The organism is Bacillus sp. FAU18 (assembly GCF_056033885.1).
Map to the genome: position 1 here is coordinate 269,881 of NZ_JBVYHZ010000004.1, position 26,387 is coordinate 296,267.

Genomic DNA, 26,387 nt, shown 5'->3' on the forward strand with positions numbered 1-26,387 from the left:
GAGAAATAAAAATGACAGGGCTCGCCGCTACAATAGAAAACAGGAAAAGAGAGGGAAGGAGAAACAAAGTTGACTTATATCGTACAAACAAACGGGCTGACCAAAACGTATCAGGGCAAAGAGGTCGTATCCAATGTCAGCATGCATATTAAAAAAGGTGAAATCTATGGCTTTCTCGGCCCGAATGGCGCGGGGAAAACAACCATCATGAAAATGCTGACGAGTCTTGTCAAACCGACAAGCGGTGAAATCATCATTCTTGGGAACAAGTTCACCCACACGTCATATGAGGTGCTGGGGAACATCGGCAGCATGATTGAATATCCGATTTTTTATGAAAACCTGACAGCTGAAGAAAATTTAGATCTGCATTGTGAATATATGGGATACCACAATAAAAAAGCCATACAAGAAGTGCTGGATATGGTGAATTTAAAACAAATCGACAAAAAACCCGTCAAAACCTTTTCCCTCGGGATGAAGCAGCGCCTTGGAATTGCGCGTGCCATCCTCACGAAGCCGGATCTGCTCATTCTGGATGAGCCGGTGAATGGTCTTGACCCTATCGGCATTAAAAAGATCAGGCAATTGTTTCAAGTGCTGAGCAAAGAGTACGGGATGACACTGCTGATCTCAAGCCACCTGCTGGGTGAAATCGAACAAATTGCGGACACGATCGGCGTCATTCGGGACGGCAGACTGCTTGAAGAGGTATCAATGGAGGATGTCAGGGGCCAGAACACTGAATACATCGAGCTTGTTACATCGAATCAGACAAAGGCCTGCTTCGTTCTTGAGAAAGAGCTGCAATTAACCAACTTTAAAATTTTAAATGAGAAAACAATCCGAATTTACGAAGCCGAAGCCTCACAGGCTTCTATATCCAAAGCGCTGATTTTAAATGATGTAGACATTGAATCAATGAACAAAAAGTATACGTCGCTGGAGGATTATTTTATCAAATTGATCAACGGCAATAGCATCAGTGCGTAAAGGAGGAGAGACACGTTGATGAATTTGATCAGAATCGAATTAAGAAAAATGAAAATGGGCTGGTATATCAGAGGTGCCCTCATTGCCAACGTGATCATTATGGGCTTTATGTGGCTGATCAGTTATTCCGAAAAAGCCGATGGCGGGGTTTCGTTCCAAAGTACGGATGAAGCATTCCTCATCATCGGCACCTTCGTCAGAGCGGTATTTATCGTATTTGGCGCTGTGCTGATCGTAAAATTGGTGATTTCGGAATATAAAAACAAAACCATTCTTGTGATGTTCACGTACCCGATCAGCCGTAAAAAGCTGCTCACCGCTAAGCTCATGATCGCGAGCGGACTGACGTTTATCACGATTTTACTTTCAAATATACTCATAGCCGCTGGTTTCTTTTGGCTGAACTCGATCTACCATTTCATACCGGGAGAGCTTACTTCCGAGATCATTTCTCAACAGGCGGTCAAAATGGCGGTTTTCGCTTTTGGCGCCGCTGGAACCAGTTTAGTTCCCATCTTTTTTGGGATGCGTAGACACTCAGTTCCGGCGACCATCATTTCATCTGTAGTAATTGTGATGCTCATCAGTTCAACAAGTCCGGGCTTCTCGATTTCATCTGTTGTGTATATCCCGTTATCGTTAGCGGCATTCGGATTGTTCTTTTCCTACATGGCGATCAGGAATGCGGACAAGCAGGATGCGTAAACAAAGGCGCCCAATATGTATAAAAGGCCGATGCTGTCAGCACCGGCCTTTCCATTATGAGTCTGTTCTTGTTTCAAGATAATGCTTCTTGCCAATCTCTTTGCTCATCATATAGAAATGGAAGCAATATTCACCGATTGCCATGACGATCGCGCCGAATAAAGCCGCCAATGCAACTTCACCGCCAGTCATCCCCATAGAAAGCGGCATGCCCATCAGCCAAATCACGAGAAAGGCCAAGCCAAAATCAGCCAAAGTTGCAATCATATTATTCCATTTCGGCAATACATAAAGATCGCCCAGCAAATAAGAAATAACCCCTAACACAATCGTCATTAGCAGCGTATCACCAAACGTGAAACCAAAGCCCAGACCAAGCACCAGATACAACACAATAATCGTCATAATACCTTTAATAGCGAGCGCTTTCACATGTGTCATTGCAATTCCTCCTTTTGTCATTTGATTTGTTATGTATAATTCCTCAAATGTAAAAAGTTAAACCTTATTTCTTTTCGGAGGCGGGTGCAAATCTGCTGGGGAGGGGTCAATGATGTGAATCCAGGAATTGAGGCTGCGGCGCTTCGACAGCGGAAACATGAAGCTTGTACCGCACCGGACGCTGCTTTGACGTTAGATGAATGAATTTAAAAACTTCTCTGTCCCTCCGTCATCACTTTTGAAGTAATGAAATATGATGAAAAGAGATGAAGGGGAGGTGACGTGATGGCGGTCGTGAGAGCAACGAGTGCGGATGTTGATTTGATGGCAAGGCTGCTCAGAGCGGAAGCGGAAGGTGAAGGCAAGCAGGGGATGCTGCTTGTCGGCAACGTTGGAATTAATCGGCTGCGGGCGAATTGCTCAGATTTTAAAGGCCTCCGCACCATCAGGCAGATGATTTATCAGCCACACGCGTTTGAGGCTGTGACTCATGGATATTTTTATCAAAGGGCGCGAGATAGCGAGCGTGCCCTTGCACGGCGGTCGATTAACGGTGAAAGACGCTGGCCGGCAAAATTTAGTTTGTGGTACTTCAGGCCGGAGGGGGACTGTCCAGCCCAGTGGTATAACCAGCCGTTTGTGGCCAGATTTAAGTCACACTGCTTTTATCAGCCGACGGCGGAGACGTGTGAAAATGTATATAACACATTTTAGAGACAGGACACCGTTCAAATTGAACGGTGTTTTTCTTTGAAAAGATGCAATGGAAAATATGCCTGTGAGATAATCGAAAAAAAAAGAGTTGACGGAGATGACAGAATGGCAACAATTGACCTGCAAAAGAAAAGTGTAAAGATCGTACTGGAGAAAAAGCAGTTAACGAAGGTGACGGCTCGTGTCGGACTGGTTCTTGATATGACGGGATCGATGAGACCGCTCTACAAAAACGGGACGGTTCAAAATGTGGTGGAGCGGATTTTGGCAGTGGCTGATCAGTTTGATGATAACGGTTTGCTGGATGTATGGGTGTATGATAATGAATTTTCCCGATTAAAGCCAGTTTCAGAAAAGGATTTTTCGGGCTATGTCGATCGTGAAATTTTAAATAATGACAGCTTGCATAAATTCGGCAGAAATGATGAGCCGCCAGTCATGAAGGACGTGCTGCGCAAATATGTTGCGGAGGAACCGAGCTCGTATCCTGCTTTCATTGTTTTTATCAATGACGGGGGCTGTAAAAAGTCAATCAAACCGATAATTGAAGCTTCTTCTGATAAACCGGTGTTCTGGCAGTTTGTCGGCATCGGAAACGGAAACTTTGATTTTCTCAATAAACTAAATACGTTAGAAGGGCGTGTCATTGATAACACGAACTTCCTGCATATCGAAGAGATTGACCGCATTTCTGATGATGAGCTTTATGATGCTCTGCTTGCTGAATTTCCATTTTGGCTGAAAGAAGCGAAGGAAAAAGGGATTGTAAGAGAACAAGAGCCTCCTGCTGAAAAGCCGAAAAAGAAGGGCTTTTTCAGCAGATTGTTTTCGAAATAACTGATAAGGCACTGAGTCATTCTGCGAAATGGCTCGGTGTTTTTGTTTTTTTAAGATCATGTGAAGAAAAATAGTCCGAATGGGCGGCTTGCAAACGACAGGATATGCAGAAAACGCGTCATTCAGCCAGCTTTCGGCATGTTTCAGCGGCAGGCTTGTGAGGGAAGACCTGTTTTTGATGTTCAGCGCTTACAATCGGTTCACACTTCTTCACAGTCGTTTAACAATGATTTCCTATAATGGAGACGATCAATGAGGAGAGAGGGGATCTTGAATGGCATACGACAGTCGTTTTGATGAATGGGTACAGAAACTGAAAGAGGAAAGCTTACAAAACAATACGTTTGACCGCCGTAAATTTATTCAAGGAGCGGGGAAGATTGCAGGACTTTCTCTTGGATTAACGATTGCCCAGTCGGTTGGGGCCTTTGAAGTAAATGCTGCGCCTAAATTCTCAAGCTATCCGTTTACATTAGGGGTAGCGTCAGGTGATCCGCTTTCTGACAGCGTCGTGCTTTGGACACGCCTGGCACCAGATCCGCTGAATGGCGGGGGAATGCCGAAGCAAGCAGTGCCTGTCAAATGGGAGGTCGCAAAGGATGAGCATTTCCGTAAAATCGTAAGAAAAGGCACTGAAATGGCTAAACCGAGTCTTGCCCATTCCGTTCATGTGGAAGCGGACGGGCTTGAGCCAAACAAAGTGTACTATTACCGTTTCAAAACCGGCCATGAACTAAGCCCTGTCGGAAAAACAAAAACACTGCCTGCCCCTGGCGCCAATGTGCCGCAAATGACCTTTGCATTTGCTTCCTGCCAGCAATATGAGCACGGATATTATACGGCCTACAAGCATATGGCAAAGGAAAAGCTTGATCTTGTCTTCCATCTCGGTGATTACATATATGAATACGGCCCAAATGAATATGTATCAAAAACAGGCAATGTCCGCACGCACAACAGCGCGGAAATCATTACGCTGCAAGACTATCGGAACCGTCACGCTCAATACCGTTCTGACGCCAATCTTAAAGCTGCACATGCGGCATTCCCTTGGGTTGTAACTTGGGATGACCATGAAGTTGAAAACAACTATGCCAATAAAATACCTGAAAAAGGACAGTCGGTTGAAGCATTCGTGCTCCGCCGCGCGGCAGCATACCAGGCATACTATGAACATATGCCGCTCCGCATTTCCTCTTTGCCGAATGGCCCAGATATGCAGCTGTACCGGCACTTTACGTACGGAAACCTGGCGTCCTTCAATGTGCTTGATACCCGCCAGTACAGGGACGACCAAGCCAATAACGACGGCAATAAGCCGCCTTCTGATGAATCGCGCAATCCGAATCGGACCCTGCTTGGAAAAGAACAGGAGCAGTGGCTCTTCGACAATTTGGGCAGCTCGACAGCCCACTGGAATGTGCTGGCGCAGCAGATTTTCTTTGCAAAGTGGAATTTCGGGACAAGCGCAAGTCCGATCTACAGCATGGATTCGTGGGACGGCTACCCGGCTCAGCGCGAACGGGTTATCAATTTCATTAAAAGTAAAAATCTGAATAATGTTGTCGTACTGACAGGTGATGTACACGCAAGCTGGGCATCGAATTTGCATGTCGATTTCGAGAAGACAAGTTCAAAAATATTCGGAGCCGAATTTGTCGGAACCTCGATCACATCCGGAGGGAACGGAGCGGATAAGCGGGCGGATACGGACCAAATTTTAAAAGAAAATCCGCACATCAAATTCTTTAACGACTATCGCGGATATGTCCGCTGTACAGTGACGCCTCACCAGTGGAAAGCCGATTATCGGGTGATGCCATTTGTGACCGAGCCGGGCGCAGCCATTTCCACGAGGGCTTCATTCGTTTACCAGAAAGACCAAACTGGGTTGAGAAAGGTATCATCCACAACAATCCAAGGCGGGGTGAAGCAATCCGATGAGGTCGAAGAGGATCGTTTCTTTGCGCACAACAAAGCCCACGAAAAACAAATGATTAAGAAGCGGGCAAAAATCACGAAATAAGGAGTGGAAATTATGTTTTCAAACATTGGAATACCGGGCTTGATTCTGATCTTCGTCATCGCCCTCATTATTTTTGGCCCTTCCAAGCTGCCGGAAATCGGGCGTGCGGCCGGACGGACACTGCTGGAATTTAAAAGCGCCACAAAATCACTTGTGTCTGGTGATGAAAAAGAAGAGAAATCAGCTGAGCTGACAGCGGTAAAGCAGGACAAAAACGCGGGCTGAATGCTGATGAGGCAGACACCGGGTCTGCCTCTTTTTTTATGAAAGGGAGGGCTTTTTTGAATGGATAAAAAAGAAACCCATCTGATCGGGCATTTAGAAGAGCTTCGCCGCCGGATTATCGTCACCCTTGCGGCATTTTTACTATTTCTCATCACGGCTTTTTTGTTCGTACAGGACATTTATGACTGGCTGATCAGGGATTTGGATGGAAAGCTGGCTGTGCTTGGGCCGAGTGAAATCCTCTGGGTGTATATGATGCTTTCCGGCATTTGTGCCATTGCGGCTTCTATCCCTGTTGCCGCGTACCAGCTGTGGCGTTTCGTTGCACCGGCGCTGACGAAAACGGAACGCAAGGTAACGCTCATGTACATACCAGGTTTATTTGCGTTGTTTTTGGCGGGCATCTCCTTCGGATACTTTGTCTTGTTTCCGATCGTGCTCAGTTTTTTGACTCATTTATCCTCCGGCCACTTTGAAACAATGTTTACGGCTGACCGCTACTTTAGGTTTATGGTGAATTTGAGCCTGCCGTTCGGCTTCTTGTTTGAGATGCCCTTGGTGGTGATGTTTTTAACAAGGCTGGGCCTCTTAAATCCTTACAGACTGGCCAAAGCGAGAAAGCTTTCCTATTTTCTGCTGATAGTCGTGTCCATATTGATTACACCGCCTGATTTTATTTCTGATTTTCTCGTGATGATCCCGCTTCTTGTCCTGTTTGAAGTGAGTGTCACCCTATCGGCGTTTGTCTATAAAAAGAGGCTGAGGGAAGAAACAGCGGCGGCCGCTTAGTGCAGCGTACCGCCCGGTGACTTCACATCCTCATCATATTGTGCGGCCGTAACAGCGGCGATTCTCAATGCCCGGACAATCGTGTCCAGGCTGAGGCTCGGCGCTGTTTTGTCGATTGTTTGCTCCGGAATGTAAGGAATATGAATAAAACCGCCGCGAATGTGCGGGGATGTCCGGCTAATGTGATCCATTAACCCGTAGAACAAATAGTTGCATACAAAGGTCCCCGCTGTGTAGGAAACCGCAGCTGGAATGCCGTGTTCCTTCATCTTAGCAGTCATTCGTTTCACGGGAAGCCCTGTCCAGTAAGCGGCGGGTCCGTCTGGAGAAATCTCTTCATCAATCGGCTGATGTCCTTCGTTATCGGGGATTCGCGCATCTGCAAGGTTGATCGCCACTCGTTCCGGTGTAATCTGCATCCGTCCTCCTGCTTGGCCGACACAAATCACGATATCTGGCTGATGTTTTTGAATGGCTTGGCGCAGAGTGTCCAGAGCGGATCTAAAGACGGTTGGAATTTGTTCCGCTGTAATAATGGCTTCTTCCGTCTCGAAGCCATTAAGCCGTTTCGCCGCTTCCCATGATGGATTGACGGTTTCTTTGTCAAAAGGGTCAAAGCCAGTGATCAGCACTTTTTTTCTCATTTTCTCATCTCCTTTTTCTTTCATTCTATTGTTTATTTATGGGTTTTTCATCAAAATAATGTAAAGGAGTGAATCATAATGGAGCATTTGCCGCAGCAGTATCGTCATTTATTCCCAACCTTGCAGACGCATACGATGCTTGCCAGCTGTTCTCAGAGCGCATTGGCAGAGCCAGTATCAAGGGCGATCCAGGATTATCATGATAGCCTGCTGTATATGGGGACGAACTGGAAAGAAGCGATCGAAAAAACAGAGTTTGCGAGAAACGAGTTTGCAAAGCTGATCGGGGCTGAACCGGATGAAGTGGCGATTGTGCCGTCAGTTTCTGATGCGCTGGTTTCTGTAGCATCGTCCTTAACTGCATTTGGAAAGAAGCACGTTGTATATACAGATATGGATTTTCCGGCGGTGCCTCATGTTTGGCAGGCACACTCGTATCCGTCATTCCATCAATAGACGGCGTGCTGCCGCTTGAACAGTATGAAACGCATATTTCGGATGAAACAGTACTGACGTGTGTTCCTCACGTTCATTATCGTGACGGCTATGTTCAGGATATAAAAGTGATTGCCGAGATTTCTCAGAGAAAGGGCTCTTTATTGTTTGTAGATGCTTATCAATCAGCCGGGCATATTCCCATTGATGTGAAGGAATGGGGCGTAGATATGCTGGCAGCAGGCACCCGGAAGTATTTGCTCGGCATACCGGGTGTGGCGTTTCTTTATGTGAGAAAGGAGCTGGCTGACGCACTGAAGCCGAAAGCATCAGCTTGGTTCGGCAGAGAGAACGAATTTGATGGGGTTTATGCAAAAGACGCGCGTCGTTTTCAAACGGGCACCCCAGCTTTTATCAGCGTATACGCAGCTGCAGCGGCTTTATCGCTGCTGAATCATATTGGGGTTTCTCATATCCGGGATCATGTGAAAACGATCTGTGCCGATGCAGTTCAATATACCGCTGAAAAAGGCCTGAAGCTGGCGGCGGGACAAGAGGGGATTCAGCCGGGCATGGTTGCGATCCGGGATGAGCGGGCATCGGAAACGGCGGCGTTGCTGAAGAAGAAAAAAGTGATTTGCGCGCCGCGGGACAATGTTATCCGTCTCGCTCCCCATTTTTATAATACGAAGGAGGAATTGCGGCACGCGATTGATGAAATCGCGGCGAAAATGGTCTATAAGTAAACATAGAAAAACCCCTGAACACTAGGTCAGGGGTTTTTCATATTAATGATCTACCTTCACGCGCTTCATAAAGAAAGCGCCAATTAAACCGATAATGGCAACAATCATTGCAAACACAAATGCGTGCTGTACACCCGTTGTCAAAGCTTGCGGGATAACTGCCGGATCGGCAGGGTTTTTAACTGTACTCATATAATCATGCTGGCCTGCAGCCATAATGCTGACCGCAACCGCTGTTCCGATAGCGCCGGCCATTTGCTGCAGCGTGTTCATAATGGCGGTGCCGTCTGGATAAAATTCGCGCGGCAGTTGGTTTAAACCGTTTGTCTGTGCAGGCATCATGATCATAGAAATCCCGATCATCAAGCAGGTGTGCAGGATGATAATCAGCACAGCCGTTGAAGTGGTCGTGACATTTGAGAAGAACCATAGTACAACGGTGACAATCACAAATCCCGGAATGACAAGCCATTTCGGCCCGTATTTATCGAACAAGCGGCCTGTAACAGGGGACATAAATCCATTTAAAATACCGCCCGGCAAGAGAACAAGACCAGATGCAAATGCAGTCAGGACTAAGCCGCCTTGCAGATACATCGGCAGAAGCAGCATAGATGACAGAATGACCATCATACAAATGAACACCATGATCACACCCAAAATAAACATCGGGTATTTGAACGCACGGAGGTTCATCATCGGCTGCTTCATTGTCAGCTGGCGGATTGAAAATAGGATAAGGCCGACAACGCCGACAATCAGCGACACGATAACAGTCGGGCTGGACCATCCCCCGGAGCCTTCACCCGCGTTGCTGAATCCGAACACAATGCCGCCGAAGCCAATCGTCGACAGGATGATAGACAATACATCGATTTTCGGCTTTGTCGTTTCAGATACATTCTGCATATATGCGATACCGAAAACAAGCGCCAGCACAAGGAATGGAAGAGAGATCCAGAAAATCCAGTGCCAGTTGAGATGCTCCAGAACCAATCCTGAGAAAGTTGGGCCGATGGCGGGCGCGAACATAATGACAAGACCGATCGTTCCCATTGCGGCGCCCCGTTTATGAGGCGGGAAAATCACCAAGATTGTGTTAAACATTAGGGGCAGTAAAAGACCGGTTCCAAGTGCCTGAACGATCCTTGCCGCTAATAAAAACGAGAAGCTCGGCGCAAGCGCCGCAATGAATGTACCTAAAATTGAAAAGATAAGTGACACGGTAAAAAGCTGTCTTGTTGTGAACCACTGCAACAGCAGTCCTGAAACAGGAACAAGGATACCGAGTACAAGCAGGTAGCCCGTCGTTAACCATTGGACGGTTGCCGCTGTAATGTTCAATTCCTTCATAAGGTCGGTTAACGCAATATTCAGCGCTGTTTCACTGAACATGCCGATAAAACCGGCCAACAGCAAGGAAATCATAATCGGCATCACTTTGTATTGCTGAGATGCTTTAGCTGTTGTTTCCAAAATTATTTCCCCTCTCTATCAACTGCATGTAGTATGTCGTTTTTTTATCTCTTCAGCAGGTCAGGAATGCAGCTGGAGATATGAAGGAGCGGCGTACTGTTTTTTGCCGTCAAAGATAAAAGGATGCCGCCTTCAATCATCGCATTAACCACAGTGCTGGCTTCTTTTGCACGGCTCTCGCTGCAGCCAGTCTGCCGCAGTTTTTCCTCATACACAGAAGCCCATTCTTTGTAGGCTTCATGACAGGCTTCGCGCAACGGTTCGCTTTTCAATGACGTCTCAGCCGCTAGCAAGCCCACAGGCAAGCCTTCAATGTCTTCCGTACATGAAAACTGGCAGGAGAGCTCCTTCAAAAAGGCTTGAATGCCTTCCGCTGGATCGGTGTAGGCTTCCATGCAGTCCGCGATCTTCTGACGGATATACTCCTTCATCTCATTCACGGCTTCGATCGCAAGCTGTTCTTTACCCCCGGGAAAGTGGTAGTAAAGAGAGCCTTTAGGCGCGCCGCTTTCCTTTATAATCTGGTTCAGCCCCGTGCCGTAATACCCCTGCAGCTGAAAAAGCCGGGTAGCTGCCGAAAGGATTTTCTCACGGGAATCTCCATAACTCATAACATTCCCACCTTACTGAATTGCAATCAAAAATATAGTGACTGGTCTATTATCCTGATTCAATCATCAATTGTCAAGAAAAAATCATTGTATGAAAAGACAAAAAAAGAAGGATATAACAACAAAAAATACTGAGAGAAAAGCTGACTGATCTTTTGACTGAATAGATAAAATATTCAATGATTAATCATCATATGGATGTAAGGAGAGAAATAGATGAAAAAACAACGAATGCTCGTACTTTTTACCGCACTATTGTTTGTTTTTACCGGATGTTCACATTCTCCTGAAACAAAAGAATCCCCGAAAGAAAAAACGCAGACACAAAAAGTCTCTTCGGCTTCTGCATCTGAAAAAAAGGATCTGCCGAATATTAGAATTTTAGCGACAGGAGGCACGATAGCTGGTGCCGATCAATCGAAAACCTCAACAACTGAATATAAAGCAGGTGTTGTCGGCGTTGAATCACTGATCGAGGCAGTTCCAGAAATGAAGGACATTGCAAACGTCAGCGGCGAGCAGATTGTTAACGTCGGCAGCACAAATATTGATAATAAAATATTGCTGAAGCTGGCGAAACGCATCAACCACTTGCTCGCTACAGATGATGTAGACGGAATCGTCGTGACTCATGGAACAGATACATTGGAGGAAACCGCATATTTTTTGAATCTTACCGTGAAAAGTGATAAACCGGTTGTTATTGTCGGTTCGATGAGACCTTCCACCGCCATCAGCGCTGATGGGCCTTCTAACCTGTACAATGCAGTGAAAGTGGCAGGTGCACCTGAGGCAAAAGGGAAAGGGACGCTTGTTGTTCTTAACGACCGGATTGCCTCAGCCCGATATGTCACCAAAACAACCACAACCACAACAGATACATTTAAATCAGAAGAAATGGGCTTCGTCGGAACAATTGCAGATGATATCTATTTTAATAATGAGATTACCCGTAAGCATACGAAGGACACGGATTTCTCGGTTTCTAATCTTGATGAGCTGCCGCAGGTTGACATTATCTATGGATACCAAAATGACGGAAGCTACCTGTTTGACGCTGCTGTAAAAGCCGGAGCAAAGGGGATTGTATTTGCCGGGTCTGGGAACGGGTCTTTATCTGATGCAGCCGAAAAAGGGGCGGACAGTGCAGTCAAAAAAGGCGTCACAGTGGTGCGCTCTACCCGCACGGGAAATGGTGTCGTCACACCAAACCAAGACTATGCGGAAAAGGACCTGCTGGCATCGAACTCTTTAAACCCCCAAAAAGCACGGATGTTGCTGATGCTTGCGCTTACCAAAACAAATGATCCTCAAAAAATCCAAGCTTATTTCAATGAGTATTGAAGAAAAGAAGGCGAATAAGCCTTTTTTTTTGGCTTTTTAGGACTAATAATGACCTCTGAATCTTAAAATTCCTTTAAAAATAAGCCAAAATTACCCTTTACTTAATTAATTTGGTAACGTAATATAATTGGAGAATTTGTTACAAAAAAAGGAGGATATTATGAAATTTGTAAAAAGTAAGTTCATTGCACTTGTAACAATTTTGATGCTGTCTGTTACATCGCTGTTTGCGTTGCAGCCGTCAGCAAAAGCCGCCGAACACAATCCAGTCGTTATGGTTCACGGTATTGGAGGGGCATCATTCAATTTTGCGGGAATTAAGAGCTATCTCGTATCTCAGGGCTGGTCGCGGGACAAGCTGTATGCAGTTGATTTTTGGGACAAGACAGGGACAAATTATAACAATGGCCCGGTATTATCACGATTTGTGCAAAAGGTTTTAGATGAAACGGGCGCGAAAAAAGTGGATATTGTCGCTCACAGCATGGGGGGCGCGAACACACTTTACTACATAAAAAATCTGGACGGCGGAAATAAAATTGCAAACGTCGTAACGCTTGGCGGCGCCAACCGTTTGACGACAGGCAAGGCGCTTCCGGGAACAGATCCAAATCAAAAGATTTTATACACATCCATTTACAGCAGTGCCGATATGATTGTCATGAATTACTTATCAAGATTAGATGGTGCTAGAAACGTTCAAATCCATGGCGTTGGACACATCGGCCTTCTGTACAGCAGCCAAGTCAACAGCCTGATTAAAGAAGGGCTGAACGGCGGGGGCCAGAATACAAACTAATGAGATCAAATAACCTTGAAGAGTCCTATTCTTCAAGGTTATTCTGCTTTTAGCACAATGGTTTTCGCCGCCATATCATGAACGGTTTGCTTTTTCTTCGTAAATGCGGCTGTCAAATAGATCAGGCGGGAGAATACATGCACCCACGCTATCAGGTAACGGACAATGGCTTGCGGGAAGGATATTTTTTTATATGTTTCGTCCCTCACGATTTGCAGCCCGATGATTTTTTTGCCCAGTGTGCCCTTCCAATTTGTCAGCGGCATCAGCAAAGGATACACAAGCAACATGAGTATGGCGACAATAATGACGCCTGCGGAGCCGTCGCCAAACGTAAATCCGGCAGCCAAAATCACTGCTGCGGCAATGATTACATCAAGTACAAGAGCGCAGGCGCGCAGCATAAAACCAGCTAGTTCCAACTTAAACACTCCTTAAAATTTTAGATAAATACCTAATGATTGTAAAAAAGAAGGGCCTAAAGTGGGAATAGGTGATAAGCCTTAATTCACAAAAGATGATGAAAATGTCATAGGTAAATTGGCATAATCAGCCGGATAATCATATTACCAAATTCTTTTTTAGCCCGAAACCAAGCCCTCAGAAGTTATTTTTGTTAAAATAGAAAAGTTACAACAGAATTCGGAGGGTTTATTGTGGGAAAAGTGAAACGAAATGCCCCTTGCCCGTGCGGCAGCGGCAAGAAATATAAAAAATGCTGCGGAAGTAAAGTTGTCGACTTCCCGGCGGAACTAGCGGCAAAAGAAGCGAAACAAATTCAGGAAGACTTAGTGGAGTACGCCTTCACAGTACATAGAGAAAGCATTTCAGGCTTTATCAACCAGCATGATTTTCTTTCTGCTATGGACAGACAGACGAAAGACATCAGCGTATTTAACTTAGGAATCTGGGGAATTTTCTTCCACCCGCTTGCTGGTGAGAAGACAATCTTCGAAGAGTACCTTCAGAAAAAAGGCGATTCGATCACTCGTCCGAAAACGCGTGAGATCGTAGAATCATGGCAGAGCATGACGCCTGCTTTATTGCTGCTGAAGGACCTGAAGGAAGGTATCATTCACTTTGAAGATGTCATTACGGCAAAACAATTCGAAGTGGAAATGGACGCCAGCAATCAAGACCTTCCTCCAGTGGGAAGCCTGATTCTTGGATACCCAATCCACGAAGCGGAAAAAGCAGAATTCTTCATGCAGTTCACGATCTTCCCGGTGAAGAGAACAGAAGCTCTGATCAGCAAGGTGAAGAAATATGCGGATGCCGCTGTGAAGGACGGCAAAACGCCGGAGGACTTCATGAAGCAGGAATTCAACAACGTTCTGTTCGCGTTGTTAGCTGAGAAAGATGAAGAGCCACAAGCAGAGAAAGCGGAAGTAAGCACTGTTGAGTGGGCAAACGACTTGGAGAAAGAAACCGCTGCGGCTATTGAAGAAGGCATGAGCGGTGAAGAGTATCCGACTGAATTGATCCCAGCTGTTATTGACATCTGGAAAACATTCTGCGAGAAAAAATCACCTGTCATCAGAAAGCCGGAAGCTTTTGCGGCAGCAGTTGAATATTATGTAAACGCGATTTCTCTTAACGGCGCGTCCGTTTCTCAAGCTAAACTGGCGAAAAAATACGGCGTTAGTGCATCAACGATTTCCAGCCGTTACAAAGAAATTGAAAGCACGCTGCAGGATGAAGCGGATCGTTTTGCCCAAGCGTTATCCTCATAATGAAAAAAACCTTGAAAAGCCAGGCTTTTCAAGGTTTTTTTATTTCTGAAACGGAATTTTGATTTCTAACCGGAAGACGGGGTGGCGGTAGGTAAAATCCAGCCTGCCAAAAGCGCTCTTCACCAGTTTTTGAATGATATATGTGCCCATGCCTTCATGAGCGCCGTTTTTCGTTGAGCGGCCAAACGATTGATAGATTGTATCGAGCACTTTTGGGTCCATCCCGGGAGTGCTGTTTTCACAAGTCAGTACATAAAGTCCGCTGCGCAGTGAAGTCTCCAGTTTAATCTCTGCTTTTTCTCGGGCCTCCGCCGCGCTGTCGAGCGCATTTTCTAATATGTTGCCGACCAAGCTGACCTGATCAGCAGGCGAAAACGGAAGGGAAGAAAGCGGTGTATGCATATGCAGCGAAACACTCACATTCGAGGCGCGGGCTTTTTCTAAAAAATCATAAAGCACCCCTGCAACGTACGCGTTCTCTCCTTTCAAAAAACGGTCATATTGACTGTATTGATCCGCCCAGTTTTGAATATATGCTTGTGTATCTGCCTTGGGCTGAGCTGATTTGATTGCAGTGATATGTTTCATTGTGTCATGATTCCGGCTTCTGACATCAATCAGCATTTGATTGGCGTGCTGTTCAGCCTGAGTCAGCTTATCAATTTGATCAGAAAGCCTTGCCTGCAAAGCAGACTGTCCGATACGGAGCCCTTCACACCCTGCAAATATCGCGATTACACATAATGCCGGCATGATGTTTGTGCCGATCAGCACCACTCCCGCCGACATCACTTGAATCACGGCAATCCATGCACAAAGACCTGAGGAACAGTGTTTCCACACCCGCTTCGTTTTCCAAATGTACAATCCTGCAGCAGCTGCGCCTAAAACAGCGGTGAGCCAAGAGACGGCTGTGCTGTGTGAAAGAGCAGCAGCTCCCTGATAACATATGAAACTAAATAAAATCAGATAAAGACATTGAAAAAGGGTAATCACGTACTAAACTCCTCAAAAATAGTAGTTTTGAAAATAATCAAGCTGCTGCTTGGTGATCATCGCTTTTTTAGACGTTCCCTCAAAGGAAACTGTAAATGAATGCTTGGTATAAGCGGAAAAATGCTTTATGTAATGAATGTTGATAATAAAGGAACGATGCGAACGAAGAAAATCTTTTTCGGGCAGGTCGCCTTTAATATCATTTAATGTTTGATACGTTTGCACCTCTTCGGCGGTTGTCACAATCGTCGTCGAACGTCCCGTCCGTTCTGCGAAAATAATATCCTTCTTTTGCAGGACATGCATTTCAGACTTTTGCTTTATCAATATACGCCCATTTAAACTCGTTTCCGTTTTCTTTTTCAAGTACCGGTCGAAGGAAGCGGCCAGACGGTCGGCATAGTACGGCTTCATAATATAATCATGGACGTTCAGGTCAAAGGCGTGAACCGCATAACCGCCGTGGCCGGTAACAAAAATCACATCCACATCAAGTGAATGGGATTTGATCAAATCAGCAAGCTCGTAGCCAGACATATGGGGCATCTCGATATCGGCAAGCAGCAGATCAATGTCTCCGTTCTTTACCCGCCTGTAGGCTTCCTTCGCTGAATCGGTGGAAAAGACAATTTCGACGTCCTGCATTCTGGACACGATCGCTTCCAGCTTCTCTAAATCTACTCGATAATCATCTACAAGTCCGACTTTTACCATTATCATTCCCCTAGTTACATAGAATCATCTTTATTCTATCCCATTTCGCGACATAAAAAGAACTCTTCGCGACAACTTTATCCAACTAATCCAGCTTTTCGTATATAGTCATTACTAGAAATAAAGATAAGGGAGATTGTGACATGATTACACTGACCGATTGCAGCCGCAGGTTTCAGGATAAGAAAAAAGTAGTCAAAGCGGTGCGAGATGTAAGTTTAACAATTGAAAAAGGAGAAGTCGTCGGCATTCTCGGAGAAAACGGTGCCGGCAAAACCACGATGCTGAGAATGATTGCTTCCTTGCTTGAACCATCACAGGGTGTAATCACAGTAGACGGCTTTGACACGGTCAAGCAGCCGGCTGAGGTCAAAAAAAGAATCGGTGTCTTATTCGGAGGAGAAACCGGGCTTTACGACAGGATGACCGCTAAAGAAAATCTCCAATACTTCGGCAGGCTGTATGGGCTGAACCGCCACGAGATCAAAGCAAGAATAGAAGATTTATCGAAACGGTTCGGCATGCGCGATTATATGAACCGGAGAGTGGGCGGGTTTTCGAAAGGCATGAGGCAGAAAGTCGCCATTGCCAGAGCGCTGATTCACGATCCGGACATCATTTTATTTGATGAGCCGACAACTGGGCTTGATATTACGTCAAGCAACATCTTACGCGAATTTATTCAGCAGCTGAAAAGAGAACAAAAAACGATTCTTTTCTCCAGCCACATTATGGAGGAAGTGCAGGCGCTCTGTGACAGTGTCATCATGATTCACAGCGGAGAGGTGATTTACCGAGGAGCGCTTGAATCCCTATACGAGAGCGAGCGCAGTGAGGATTTGAATTACATCTTTATGTCTAAGCTTGTCAGGGGGATTTCTTAAATGCTGAGCCATATTTATAAAAAAGAAATGATCGACGCTTTGCGCGACAGAAAAACGATTTTACTCACAATCTTAGTGCCGATGATTATGATGCTTGGACTTGTCTTCTTTTATGAAAGCATGCTGTCCGACAAAGGGGAGCAGTACACGCTGGCTGTCGGCCATTCGCTTCCGCCCGCACTGGAAAGCAAGCTTAATGAGATTGACGAAATCAGCGTAAAAACATTTGCAAAGCCTGAAGAGGCAGTTGATGAAGGAAAAGCAGATGCCTATCTGAACGTCCCGAAAGAGTTCGACTCTTATGTCAACAGCATGACACCTTTTAAGGTTGATGTTTACGGCAATTCAATCGATCAAGGGTCGTCAAATGCCATGCAGTTTGTGCAGTCTGCCTTAGATCAGTACAAAAATGAAATTGTGCAGCAACGTTTAACAAATAAGCATATTGATCAATCGGTGATCCAGCCGTTTACGATTCAGCAAAAGGAAGCGGATGAGGAGAAAGGGACTTCCGCTATTATGCTTTCCGCCATTCTGCCCATGCTGATTCTGACTTCCATTGTTTCCGGCGCAATGCCGATCGCTCTTGATATCATGGCCGGTGAAAAGGACCGGAAGTCAATCGAGGCGCTGCTATTAACGCCAGTCAGCAGAAACAAAATGCTGGTCGGCAAGTGGCTTGCGGTTTCCACTTTTGGCGTGGCTTCAGGTGTATTGGCTTTGGTGTTTTTGATTTTGTCCACCGTGTTATTTACCGAAAATTTAAAAACGGCCTTCCAGCTGGGAGATCATATGTGGATTGTAATCGGCGCTTCAGCCTTAATCATTGTGCTCTCTGCATTGCTGATCTCTGCGATGGAGCTTTTCATCAGCATCATGTCCAGCTCGGTAAAAGAAGCGCAAAGTTATATGTCTCTCGTCGTCTTTCTGCCTGTGTTCCCGATGTTTTTCATCTTCAGCAAGGCACCGAACCAATTTGACTTATCATACTTTCTCATCCCGTTTCTGAACCTGCATGCGTTATTTAAACAGCTTTTATTCGGGATGGTTGACTCGGCTGCCATTTTGTCTACGTCAGGAACCATCGCCGTGCTCATCGCCATCTTCTTTTTACTAGCCAGAGCCTGCTTCCTGAAAGACAAATGGGTTCTTCCAAAATAAACTTGCGAAAGGAGAAATACACTTTCTCCTTTTTGTATATCCTGAAAAAAGAAGGAAAATAGAAAAAGGATATCTAATACAAAAAGTGACCCTGCACTATTTTTCATCAAAATTGGTTTCAAAGGAGAAGGAACAATGGATCAAACACGTACACTCGGCAAAACGAAGCTGAAGGTGAAGCGGATCGGATTCGGCGCGAATGCGGTCGGCGGGCATAATCTATTTCCAAATCTAAATGATGAAACAGGGAAGGATTTAGTGCGCACGGCATTGGATGGCGGCGTCAATTTTATCGATACCGCCTTTATATATGGATTGGGGCGATCTGAAGAATTAATCGGCGAAGTCTTACAGGAACGCGGCGTGCGGAATGAGCTCATCATCGCCACCAAAGGAGCTCATAAAGAAGTGGACGGCAGCATTGAATTAGACAATAGCCGGGAGTTTCTTCGCAGCGAGGTCGAGAAGAGCCTGAAGCGGCTGAAAACAGATTACATTGATTTGTATTATGTTCACTTTCCGGATGGAAAAACACCTCTCGCTGAAGTGGCGGGCACTTTGAAAGAGATGAAGGATGAGGGGAAAATCAAAGCAATCGGCGCTTCGAACCTCGATTATCAGCAATTGCAGGAATTTAATGCTGACGGCTATTTGGAGGTCTTCCAGGCCGAATATTCTCTCATACAGCGTGATGCCGAGAAAGAGCTTCTTCCGTACTGTGAAAAACAAGGCATCTCCTATATTCCTTACTTTCCGCTTGCGTCCGGACTGCTGACAGGAAAATTCACGCGAGACACCGTCTTTGATGATTTCAGAAAGGATAAACCTCAATTTCAGGGTGAAACGTTTATCCACAATCTCAAAAAAGTAGATAAGCTGAAAGCAGTAGCGGAGGAAAAACAAGCGGATACGGCACATGTCGCCTTGGCGTGGCTGTTAACGAGACCGGCGATTGATGCCATTATTCCAGGAGCTAAACGACCTGAGCAATTACAGGATAACCTGAAAACCTTGAACATTGAACTGACCGAAGACGAAGTGAATTTCATCAGCGACATTTTTAAATAAAAAGGAAATAGCCGTCAAGGCTATTTCCTTTTGGTGTTTTATTCTTTGATGAATGCTTCGACTAATTCTGCTGCTCTGTAATCATCCATATCAAGCTGCCATTGGTCGATGTCATTTTTCTTCATTTTCACTTCAACTGTTTTTTCAGATGAAGCAGGTCCAAGCTTTTTGAATTCCTCAGGATAGACTTGAAGCGCGTATTTCACTGCCTCTTCATAGCTGGCACTAGAGTTTTTACTGTAGTAGTCTTTCACTTTGTCTTCGATACGGTCTGAAAGAGAAGATGCATCTACAGGTTTAACTGTGGCTTCAACAATTGCTTCGTCTTTAGAGATTGAAGTCGTTTTTGCCTGAATGGAAGAGTTTTTGCTTAATCCCTCTTTAATGCCGTTCACGATATTATCAAGCGCTTTGCTGTCTGCATATGTGCTGGAAAGGCCAGAAGCTGAGAGATAACCGTCTTTGGCTGATTCATTAAAATCATTTACAATTTCATTTTTGTTAGCGCCGGTGATTTTTTCGAAATCGGCGTTATCTTTGCCGAAAAGAAGGACATCAACATAAGCTGATAACGCTTTTGCAGAATCTTGGAGCTTATCTGCCGTCGCCAGGATTTTTTTGTCTTTTCCGTCAATTTTAAAAGTAACTGATTTTGGCTTTTTATCACCGTAAGATTCCGGCGTATAGTTAAGCTCGTATTGCTTGCCTTTATCTACAACGAAGAAAAGATTTCCTTCAACGGATTTGTCAGCGTTAATCGTGCTGCCTTGAAGCTTTTCGCTATAGTCTTCAGGGTCTGTGTCAGACATTTTGGTATCACCTTGATACAATGTGAAATCCATACTGTCTACATTCAGCGGGTCTTTTCCTGTGTTTTTCACCGCGACATTGACTTTTAACACAAGCTGGTCATCTGAAGTGGACTTATCATATTTAGACGGAAGCGTGTAAGAGACATCCTTGATTTTGACTTGAGCTATATCTGAGCTTTTTTCTGTTTCTGATTCTTTCTTCTCCGCGCTTGTTTTGCTGCCGGAACAAGCAGCTGTAAACATCATCAGCAGAAGAATTAGGAAAACAGCGTACGTTTTTTTCTGAAACATTCATTTTTCCTCCTCAAATGGTTTAGGAAAGGGGAGTCTTTTGTCTTTGAGAAATGGATCTTTTTGAATGGATTAGCATCATATAACCAAAAAAATCAGTTCTTTTCTCACGGTTTTCACCGGATTTTCTGGAAACTCCGCCCTCCTTTGTCATGAATGGACCTATAAAAAGTTACAACGGAATTAATTTTAAGATTATTAGCTTTTATATTGAATAGGTTCATCATCCTATTTTTGGTGAAAAATGTTCTGGTAAAACTGGTAAACTCAGAAAACTGTGTATTTTAGACTATTACTTTTTGATTAGTTGGAGGGAACTTAAGAAGGATGAAAGGGGCTGCCTTTGTGAAGAAAGAGGGACTGAAACAAAAAGCACTGGAAATCGGCCGGGTGCCGACACACTTAAAACTGGAAATTGAAGATTATGGCGGTGATGACAAAAGAGCTCATTTTTGTTGGGCAGATCCTCAGGATGAGAATATCGGCATTATCGTGGAACTTGGACCGGACGGAGAGCTGGAATCTCTTTCCCGTGATATTGAACCTGAAAGCGGAGAAAGGCTGTCTGAGGAGAAACTAGAGGATATCATGCGCCAATTTGTCGAGACTCATCATCCGGGGGCACTCTCTGGCTTTGTTCGTGAAGAAAATGACCGTGCATACGGCAATAAAGTGAGATTTTCATATGTTCAAATGGAGGCTGGGCTTCCTCTCCCCATGAGCGGATTTATGGCTGATGTTTCCTTATCAGGTGAGATCGTTTACTTCCGCTATTACGGCGAAGCAGGCAGCATCATCAAGCCAAAGAGGGTCGCGGATGTTGAAGAGGCACTTGCCTTTATCAAGAAGGACGTGGAGTTCGACCTTTTGTTTCAGGTTCTCCATCGTTCTGTTTACGAAAATGGAGATGATCAGCCGCATTTGGTGTATGAGCCTGAATGTAGGGCGATTACCGTACCTGCGGATTTGGTTCAAGAAGAACAAGGAGAAGTTGATGATGACGATAATTACAGGGAGCCTGAGAGCTTTCCTCTCCCTTTATTCGAGGGCATCCACGAAAAGGCCGATCCTGACAGCATGATTGGTATTGAAAATGGGTTTGTCAAAGAGCGGGAAGCGGATTTGGGAGATGGGAGAATCGGAATCGTTTGGCGGAATCCGGATGACCCTGTGTATCAGCCGGCGGATAAAAGCATGGACAGCTGGTTTAAGGGACGGACTCATCAAGTGCTGAAAACCATCTATAATAAAGAAACCGGAAAACTCGAAGGCGTCATGTCATTTATGGAGGAAAAAGGGCCGCTGACAGTAACTTTGGCAGAGTGCGAAAAAATCGCGCTTCGCTTTCTGTTTGCTTTATTTCCGAATGCCGATCAATATTTTAGGATCAGATACGACGAAAAGGATGAAGAAGAAAACGCAGTCGCTGTTTTTACATTTGAAGCGCATTGTCACGGAGTTCCGATCCGATTTGGGCAGATCAAAATTTGTGTCAGCCGCCAGACAGGGTATATCACCGTTTATATGGGACCGGATATTGACCCAAATGAGCTGGCAACCATTAATCCTGTGCCGGCCATTTCAGTTGAACAAGCCAAGTCTATCTTTTGGCAGCATTTTAAAGTTGAGCTTGGCTGGGAAAGAGAATATCACGATAATGAAGAACACAGCTACCGGCTCGTCTATAGGCCGGTGTATCCGCGTTTTATCGATGCACATACAGGAGAGGCTGTCTTCAGCTTATGGTGAAACAGTCAAAAGTCACGCAATTGCCTCGGATATAGAAGAGAGTATGTGATGAAAGTAACAGAAAGAATCTCGAAAAACAATGACAATAATAGAAAAGGACCTTTCTTCACTTTAAATGAAGAAAGGTCTTTTTATATAATAAACAGGATTCTCTTTGTCGTAGACTCTTTGAAAGGGATGACTTCATTGGTTAATAAACAGCTGAAAAAGAAGGCGCAGGAGATCGGAAATGTACCGACGCATTATGAGCTTGAGATAGAAGATTACGACCAAAAGCAAAAGAAGAACGGGCAGGCATATTTTATCTGGAAGGACCCTAAAGATCCGGAAAAGCACATTACAGTTGAACTTAGAAATGACGGCGCTTTGCTCACCTTTTCAACAACTGTCCGCTCCGAGACAGACAAACAACTTCCAGATGCCGAGCTGAAGCTGATGGCTCTTCAGTTTGCCGCTGCCAATCATCCCGGCACATTTATGAATTTTCATTTTCAAGGTAAGGAAGAACGGGGGCAGCACATCCGGTTTGTCTATACCAAAATGGAGCTGGGGCTTCCGATTCCCAATTCAGGTTTTTTAATTGATATGACACGCAGCGGTCAGATTGTCCACTTTCTATATTACGGGGAAGGGCATAAAGCCGAAGTTCCGACAGAATTTGTAGCAAAAGAGAAGGTTGTGTCCCATTACTTAAACACAATGTCTTTTGAGCTGATGTATGATGTCATTGATGGCGAACAGGAACCAAGGCTTGTTTATGAACCGATTCTCCCGGGATACAGCTATCCCGCAGATATAGACGAAATTGTGCCCGACCAGCATATCGCAGATGAAAGAATAGAAAACACGGCGCCACTGCCGCCGCTTCAGAACAAGGAAGAAGTTGATATATTTGCCTTGCTGGGTTTTACCTCTGATATGCAGAAAGTCAGTGAAAGAGACTTTGGAGAACAAATTGGAAGCACATGGCGCAGGGGCGCTGCGCCGGAGCGTAAGGATTTAAGCATCGGAAGCTATTTTGAAACGAGAAATAAAAACACAATCAAAATGAAGACGGATAAAAGAACTGGAAAATTAAAAGCAGCGCTTTCTTTTATGGAGCGGCCGAACAACCGCCAATGCTCCACGGAAGAATGCCAAGAGATAGCGCTTCAATTTTTGTATGCCCTCTATCCGAGAGCGGCTGAGTTTTTCAGGGTGAATCCCGTCCGAATTGATGAGAGAGGGAGAGTCCGCAACCATTTTTCTGTCTGGTATAAAGGAGTGCCGCTGCGGTTCGGCGCTGCCCGCATCATTGTCAATCCGGAAACTGGGTTGATTGACGCTTTTATGGCGCCTGATATTGAACCTGAACAATTGGAAGCGATAAATCACAGGCCGGATGTTTCCGCTGAAGAAGCGAGAGAAGCGTTTTTAGCCGCTTTTGATGTGAAGCTGGAATGGCAGCCTGATTTTACTGCAGGCAGTGACCAGCACTACAAACTTGTCTATAAGCCGGTTTACCCTTCCTATATTGATGCGCACATAAGGAAAAAGAAAAGGCTGTGAGGGGTGTCTAGTTAGGAATCATCTCCAAGTGGGGGTAGTCCTTGAATCGTTTCCAATCCCCGCCCCATTCAAAACCGAGTGTCTTAGCGATCTCGACAACCTCCAGCCAATCTGATTTTCCGTTTTGATTGCCGTCATATTCCATATCCCATATGATGCTTCCATCCTTTTTTTGAAGGGCGAAATCAATCGCTAAACCATAGTTATGATACGATTCCCCTCCTCTTGCATAGGTGACAATATTCCCTTTTTTTGTACGTCCCTGTTTATATAATTCATCTTGTTCCTTAAAGGACCTGAATCCTTCAGTAATGACGACGGTAATGCCTTTATTCGCTGCAGCGGCTTTGAGTGCATCGGCATTCTGCTTCACAATCGGATGAAGATCCGAAGGGACAGGCATGTCCTGCAAGGCGTTTTGAGAATGCCATTCATGCCGAATATAACTAAAACAAAGATCTAGAAGAAATAGAATACATAAGATGACAAATGTTTTTGCGGGTAACTTCATATCGGTCTCACTTTCTCAAGATGTGCTGAATGTTAACGCTTTTAAGTGATTGACTCTCTCTAAAAGCGAACAGCTATGATAAAATATAACATAAATAGTAGCAGGAGGAAGGAGGCAGACCGATGAGAGCAAAGATTCCATCAGAAGAAGTAGCAGTAAAGCTGAATGAATGGTACAAGCTCATTCGCGCATTTGAAGCAGATCAAGCAGAAGCGTTAAAGCAGGAGATTGAATACGATTTAGAAGATATGGAAGAGAACCAGGACTTGCTTTTATATTTTTCTTTGATGGAATTCCGCCATCGAATCATGCTTGATAAGCTGATGCCGGTGAAAGACAGCGACACCAAGCCTCCGTTCTCTGATATGCTGAACGAAATTGAAAGCAATCAGCAAAAACTCACGGGCTTATTGGAATACTACTTTTATTATTTCAGAGGAATGTACGAATTCAAGCAAAAAAATTTCATATTAGCGATCGACCATTATAAACATGCCGAGGAAAAGCTCGAGTATGTCGAGGATGAGATCGAAAAAGCTGAGTTTCTTTTTAAAGTCGCAGAAGTGTATTATCACATCAAACAAACGTATTTTTCCATGAATTATGCGAGCCAGGCGCTTGATATCTATACGAAATATGAACTGTACGGTCGCCGCCGAGTTCAGTGTGAATTTATCATCGCCGGAAATTTGACCGATGTGTATCATCATGAAAAAGCACTGACCCACTTGTGCAGCGCTTTAGATCATGCCAGGCAGCTTGAAGAAGCATACATGATCGCCGCTGCCTATTATAATGTCGGACACTGTAAGTACAGTCTGGGTGATTACAAAGAAGCGGAGGGCTATTTCAAAACAGCCGCCGCCATTTTTGAGGAGCACAACTTTCAGCAAGCTGTTCAAGCTGTATTTTCACTGACCCATATCTACTGTAAAGAGGGAAAATACGACAAGGCAGTAGAGGCGTATGACCGCGGGATAAAGAGCGCGGATGAATGGGAGGATGACATGTACTTGACGAAATTCCGCCTCATTCATGAGCTGTATCTTGGAAGCGGCGACCTGAACGTGCTTACAGAATGCTTTGACCTGCTGGAATCCAGGCAGCTTCTTGCCGACGCCGAAGATCTGCTGCATGATACAGCGGAACGTTTCAATCAGCTGGAACATTACGAGTCCGCCGCTTTCTTTTACCGCAGGCTGATGAATATTAAAAAGAAGCTTGCCGAGCAGCGTTTTCAATAGGAAATGGCAGAGAACTACAGGTTCTCTGCTTTTTTTGTGCTGTTTTCAACTCGGAAAAACAGGGTATTTTCCACTGCATAGTGAGAAATCAGAGGAGGATATCAAGTATGTACAAAGATTTAACCGGAAAAACAGCGATTGTGACAGGGTCTTCAAAAGGAATCGGGAAAGCCATTGCGGAACGGTTCGGACAGGAGAAAATGAATGTTGTTGTAAACTACCACAGCGACCCGTCTGGAGCCGATGAAACTCTGGAAATCATTAAGCAGAACGGAGGGAAAGCCGTCGCAGTTGAGGCGGACGTGTCAAAAGAAGAGGGGATTCAGGCGCTCTTGGACACAGCTTTAGAGCATTTCGGCACGCTCGATGTGATGGTAAACAACTCCGGTTTTAACGGAGTTGAGGCGATGCCGCATGAGATGAGTCTTGAAGATTGGCAGAGAGTGATTGATGTCAATGTTACCGGAACCTTTCTGGGAGCAAAAGCAGCACTTAACCACATGATGAAAAACAATATCAAGGGCAATGTGCTGAATATCTCAAGTGTTCATCAGCAGATTCCGCGCCCAGTCAACGTTCAGTATTCCACATCCAAAGGCGGCATCAAGATGATGACGGAAACGCTGGCGCTCAATTATGCGGATAAAGGAATCCGCGTCAATGCGATAGCGCCCGGCACCATTGCCACAGAATCAAATGTTGATACGAAAAAGGAAGAGAGCAGGCAAAAACAATTGAAAAAAATTCCGATGAAAGCCTTCGGAAAGCCTGAAGAAGTGGCGGCAGCAGCAGCTTGGCTCGTATCTGAGGAAGCAAGCTATGTGACCGGCACAACACTTTTCGTCGACGGCGGAATGACACTTTATCCATCTCAGCTTGAATAGAAGACAA

The 26,387-nt window shown here is 45.1% G+C and carries 29 protein-coding genes and 1 pseudogene; 19 read left to right on the forward strand and 11 right to left on the reverse strand.

All coding sequences use genetic code 11. The features are described from left to right. The first annotated feature begins 69 nt into the window (after positions 1–69). Together AC0OMU_RS12490 and AC0OMU_RS12495 are read left to right on the forward strand one after the other, a co-directional pair. Positions 70–993: an ABC transporter ATP-binding protein gene (locus tag AC0OMU_RS12490; protein ID WP_474241213.1), complete on the forward strand. Its 924-nt coding sequence runs from the start codon at positions 70–72 to the stop codon at positions 991–993. 18 nt (positions 994–1,011) lie between these two features. Continuing rightward, the gene (locus AC0OMU_RS12495) at positions 1,012–1,698 is read left to right on the forward strand and encodes an ABC transporter permease (RefSeq protein WP_080467383.1); all 687 of its coding nucleotides are present in this window, start codon (positions 1,012–1,014) and stop codon (positions 1,696–1,698) included. Here AC0OMU_RS12495 and AC0OMU_RS12500 read toward each other — a convergent pair. Both AC0OMU_RS12500 and AC0OMU_RS12505 read right to left on the reverse strand, forming a co-directional pair. Further along, positions 1,659–1,793 (reverse strand): hypothetical protein, encoded by a 135-nt coding sequence (locus tag AC0OMU_RS12500; RefSeq protein WP_119122840.1) that lies wholly within the window; start codon positions 1,791–1,793, stop codon positions 1,659–1,661. The two genes, AC0OMU_RS12495 and AC0OMU_RS12500, sit on opposite strands and share 40 nt — an antisense overlap. Next, positions 1,753–2,139 (reverse strand): YndM family protein, encoded by a 387-nt coding sequence (locus tag AC0OMU_RS12505; protein WP_003246313.1) that lies wholly within the window; start codon positions 2,137–2,139, stop codon positions 1,753–1,755. Before AC0OMU_RS12505 ends, AC0OMU_RS12500 begins: the two co-directional genes overlap by 41 nt. A gap of 285 nt (positions 2,140–2,424) precedes the next feature. Between AC0OMU_RS12505 and cwlJ the strand changes: the two genes are divergently transcribed. From cwlJ to tatC, 6 genes are all read left to right on the forward strand, one after another. Next, positions 2,425–2,853: a cell wall hydrolase CwlJ gene (cwlJ, locus tag AC0OMU_RS12510; protein ID WP_015715185.1), complete on the forward strand. Its 429-nt coding sequence runs from the start codon at positions 2,425–2,427 to the stop codon at positions 2,851–2,853. 105 nt (positions 2,854–2,958) lie between these two features. Further along, positions 2,959–3,690: a vWA domain-containing protein gene (locus tag AC0OMU_RS12515; protein ID WP_474221834.1), complete on the forward strand. Its 732-nt coding sequence runs from the start codon at positions 2,959–2,961 to the stop codon at positions 3,688–3,690. A gap of 79 nt (positions 3,691–3,769) precedes the next feature. After that, positions 3,770–3,946: a hypothetical protein gene (locus tag AC0OMU_RS12520; protein ID WP_003234785.1), complete on the forward strand. Its 177-nt coding sequence runs from the start codon at positions 3,770–3,772 to the stop codon at positions 3,944–3,946. 18 nt (positions 3,947–3,964) lie between these two features. Beyond that, positions 3,965–5,716, forward strand: a complete 1,752-nt coding sequence (gene phoD, locus AC0OMU_RS12525; RefSeq protein ID WP_474241214.1) for an alkaline phosphatase PhoD — start codon at positions 3,965–3,967, stop codon at positions 5,714–5,716. A gap of 12 nt (positions 5,717–5,728) precedes the next feature. After that, positions 5,729–5,941: a sec-independent protein translocase protein TatAD gene (tatAD, locus tag AC0OMU_RS12530; protein WP_003223835.1), complete on the forward strand. Its 213-nt coding sequence runs from the start codon at positions 5,729–5,731 to the stop codon at positions 5,939–5,941. Between the two features lie 60 nt (positions 5,942–6,001). Beyond that, complete coding sequence (tatC, locus tag AC0OMU_RS12535; protein ID WP_015382674.1) at positions 6,002–6,730, forward strand: twin-arginine translocase subunit TatC; 729 nt, start codon at positions 6,002–6,004, stop codon at positions 6,728–6,730. On the opposite strand, the gene pcp is transcribed toward tatC, so the two are convergent. Continuing rightward, positions 6,727–7,374 (reverse strand): pyroglutamyl-peptidase I, encoded by a 648-nt coding sequence (gene pcp, locus AC0OMU_RS12540; protein ID WP_063335999.1) that lies wholly within the window; start codon positions 7,372–7,374, stop codon positions 6,727–6,729. The two genes, tatC and pcp, sit on opposite strands and share 4 nt — an antisense overlap. 78 nt (positions 7,375–7,452) lie before the next feature. Here pcp and AC0OMU_RS12545 point away from each other — a divergent pair. After that, positions 7,453–8,555: pseudogene (locus AC0OMU_RS12545) on the forward strand (aminotransferase class V-fold PLP-dependent enzyme). A 42-nt stretch (positions 8,556–8,597) separates the two neighbouring features. Here the strand turns inward: AC0OMU_RS12545 and lmr(B) are convergent. Both lmr(B) and lmrA read right to left on the reverse strand, forming a co-directional pair. Beyond that, positions 8,598–10,037, reverse strand: a complete 1,440-nt coding sequence (gene lmr(B) / locus AC0OMU_RS12550) for a lincomycin efflux MFS transporter Lmr(B) (protein ID WP_474241573.1) — start codon at positions 10,035–10,037, stop codon at positions 8,598–8,600. Positions 10,038–10,075: 38 nt separating this feature from the next. Then, positions 10,076–10,642, reverse strand: a complete 567-nt coding sequence (gene lmrA, locus AC0OMU_RS12555; protein ID WP_003234771.1) for a transcriptional regulator LmrA — start codon at positions 10,640–10,642, stop codon at positions 10,076–10,078. 216 nt (positions 10,643–10,858) lie between these two features. Here lmrA and ansZ point away from each other — a divergent pair, with 216 nt between their 5' ends. Both ansZ and lipA read left to right on the forward strand, forming a co-directional pair. Further along, on the forward strand, positions 10,859–11,986 hold the full coding sequence (gene ansZ / locus AC0OMU_RS12560) for an asparaginase AnsZ (protein WP_474241215.1): 1,128 nt from the start codon (positions 10,859–10,861) through the stop codon (positions 11,984–11,986). A gap of 160 nt (positions 11,987–12,146) precedes the next feature. Beyond that, positions 12,147–12,785, forward strand: coding sequence for a lipase LipA (gene lipA, locus AC0OMU_RS12565; protein ID WP_063336004.1), 639 nt, complete (start codon positions 12,147–12,149; stop codon positions 12,783–12,785). Between the two features lie 38 nt (positions 12,786–12,823). Here lipA and AC0OMU_RS12570 read toward each other — a convergent pair whose 3' ends face one another. Then, positions 12,824–13,207, reverse strand: coding sequence for an RDD family protein (locus AC0OMU_RS12570; RefSeq protein WP_327844636.1), 384 nt, complete (start codon positions 13,205–13,207; stop codon positions 12,824–12,826). Positions 13,208–13,441: 234 nt separating this feature from the next. On the opposite strand from AC0OMU_RS12570, the gene AC0OMU_RS12575 reads away from it, so the two are divergent. Then, positions 13,442–14,518 (forward strand): helix-turn-helix domain-containing protein, encoded by a 1,077-nt coding sequence (locus AC0OMU_RS12575; protein ID WP_003246276.1) that lies wholly within the window; start codon positions 13,442–13,444, stop codon positions 14,516–14,518. 39 nt (positions 14,519–14,557) lie between these two features. Here the strand turns inward: AC0OMU_RS12575 and natK are convergent, their stop codons facing one another. Together natK and natR are read right to left on the reverse strand one after the other, a co-directional pair. Further along, positions 14,558–15,514 carry a two-component system sensor histidine kinase NatK gene (gene natK, locus AC0OMU_RS12580; protein WP_047182032.1) on the reverse strand — a complete coding sequence of 319 codons (957 nt, stop codon included), beginning with the start codon at positions 15,512–15,514 and terminating at the stop codon, positions 14,558–14,560. A 12-nt stretch (positions 15,515–15,526) separates the two neighbouring features. Then, positions 15,527–16,228 carry a two-component system response regulator NatR gene (gene natR, locus AC0OMU_RS12585; protein WP_003234759.1) on the reverse strand — a complete coding sequence of 234 codons (702 nt, stop codon included), beginning with the start codon at positions 16,226–16,228 and terminating at the stop codon, positions 15,527–15,529. Positions 16,229–16,371: 143 nt separating this feature from the next. Here natR and natA point away from each other — a divergent pair, with 143 nt between their 5' ends. From natA to AC0OMU_RS12600, 3 genes are all read left to right on the forward strand, one after another. Further along, positions 16,372–17,112: a sodium ABC transporter ATP-binding protein NatA gene (gene natA, locus AC0OMU_RS12590; protein WP_474241216.1), complete on the forward strand. Its 741-nt coding sequence runs from the start codon at positions 16,372–16,374 to the stop codon at positions 17,110–17,112. Further along, entirely contained in the window at positions 17,113–18,273 is a 1,161-nt protein-coding gene (natB, locus tag AC0OMU_RS12595) for a sodium ABC transporter permease NatB (RefSeq protein WP_047182033.1), read from the forward strand. It abuts the gene before it with no gap. A gap of 135 nt (positions 18,274–18,408) precedes the next feature. Next, a complete protein-coding gene (locus AC0OMU_RS12600; protein WP_474241217.1) occupies positions 18,409–19,341 on the forward strand; it encodes an aldo/keto reductase in 933 nt (310 codons plus the stop codon). Positions 19,342–19,379: 38 nt separating this feature from the next. Here AC0OMU_RS12600 and AC0OMU_RS12605 read toward each other — a convergent pair whose 3' ends face one another. Both AC0OMU_RS12605 and AC0OMU_RS12610 read right to left on the reverse strand, forming a co-directional pair. Next, positions 19,380–20,444, reverse strand: a complete 1,065-nt coding sequence (locus tag AC0OMU_RS12605; RefSeq protein WP_003234750.1) for a DUF4352 domain-containing protein — start codon at positions 20,442–20,444, stop codon at positions 19,380–19,382. Between the two features lie 22 nt (positions 20,445–20,466). Then, the gene (locus AC0OMU_RS12610) at positions 20,467–20,598 is read right to left on the reverse strand and encodes a hypothetical protein (protein ID WP_003246334.1); all 132 of its coding nucleotides are present in this window, start codon (positions 20,596–20,598) and stop codon (positions 20,467–20,469) included. A 173-nt stretch (positions 20,599–20,771) separates the two neighbouring features. On the opposite strand from AC0OMU_RS12610, the gene AC0OMU_RS12615 reads away from it, so the two are divergent. Together AC0OMU_RS12615 and AC0OMU_RS12620 are read left to right on the forward strand one after the other, a co-directional pair. After that, entirely contained in the window at positions 20,772–22,193 is a 1,422-nt protein-coding gene (locus AC0OMU_RS12615) for a YcdB/YcdC domain-containing protein (protein WP_474241218.1), read from the forward strand. Between the two features lie 186 nt (positions 22,194–22,379). Further along, positions 22,380–23,741 (forward strand): YcdB/YcdC domain-containing protein, encoded by a 1,362-nt coding sequence (locus AC0OMU_RS12620; protein ID WP_327830466.1) that lies wholly within the window; start codon positions 22,380–22,382, stop codon positions 23,739–23,741. A gap of 7 nt (positions 23,742–23,748) precedes the next feature. Here the strand turns inward: AC0OMU_RS12620 and cwlK are convergent, their stop codons facing one another. After that, complete coding sequence (gene cwlK, locus AC0OMU_RS12625; protein ID WP_017695036.1) at positions 23,749–24,252, reverse strand: peptidoglycan L-alanyl-D-glutamate endopeptidase CwlK; 504 nt, start codon at positions 24,250–24,252, stop codon at positions 23,749–23,751. Positions 24,253–24,374: 122 nt separating this feature from the next. Between cwlK and rapJ the strand changes: the two genes are divergently transcribed. Further along, positions 24,375–25,496, forward strand: a complete 1,122-nt coding sequence (gene rapJ / locus AC0OMU_RS12630) for a response regulator aspartate phosphatase RapJ (RefSeq protein WP_015382685.1) — start codon at positions 24,375–24,377, stop codon at positions 25,494–25,496. A 107-nt stretch (positions 25,497–25,603) separates the two neighbouring features. Then, the gene (locus AC0OMU_RS12635; protein WP_015382686.1) at positions 25,604–26,380 is read left to right on the forward strand and encodes an SDR family oxidoreductase; all 777 of its coding nucleotides are present in this window, start codon (positions 25,604–25,606) and stop codon (positions 26,378–26,380) included. Positions 26,381–26,387: the final 7 nt, after the last annotated feature.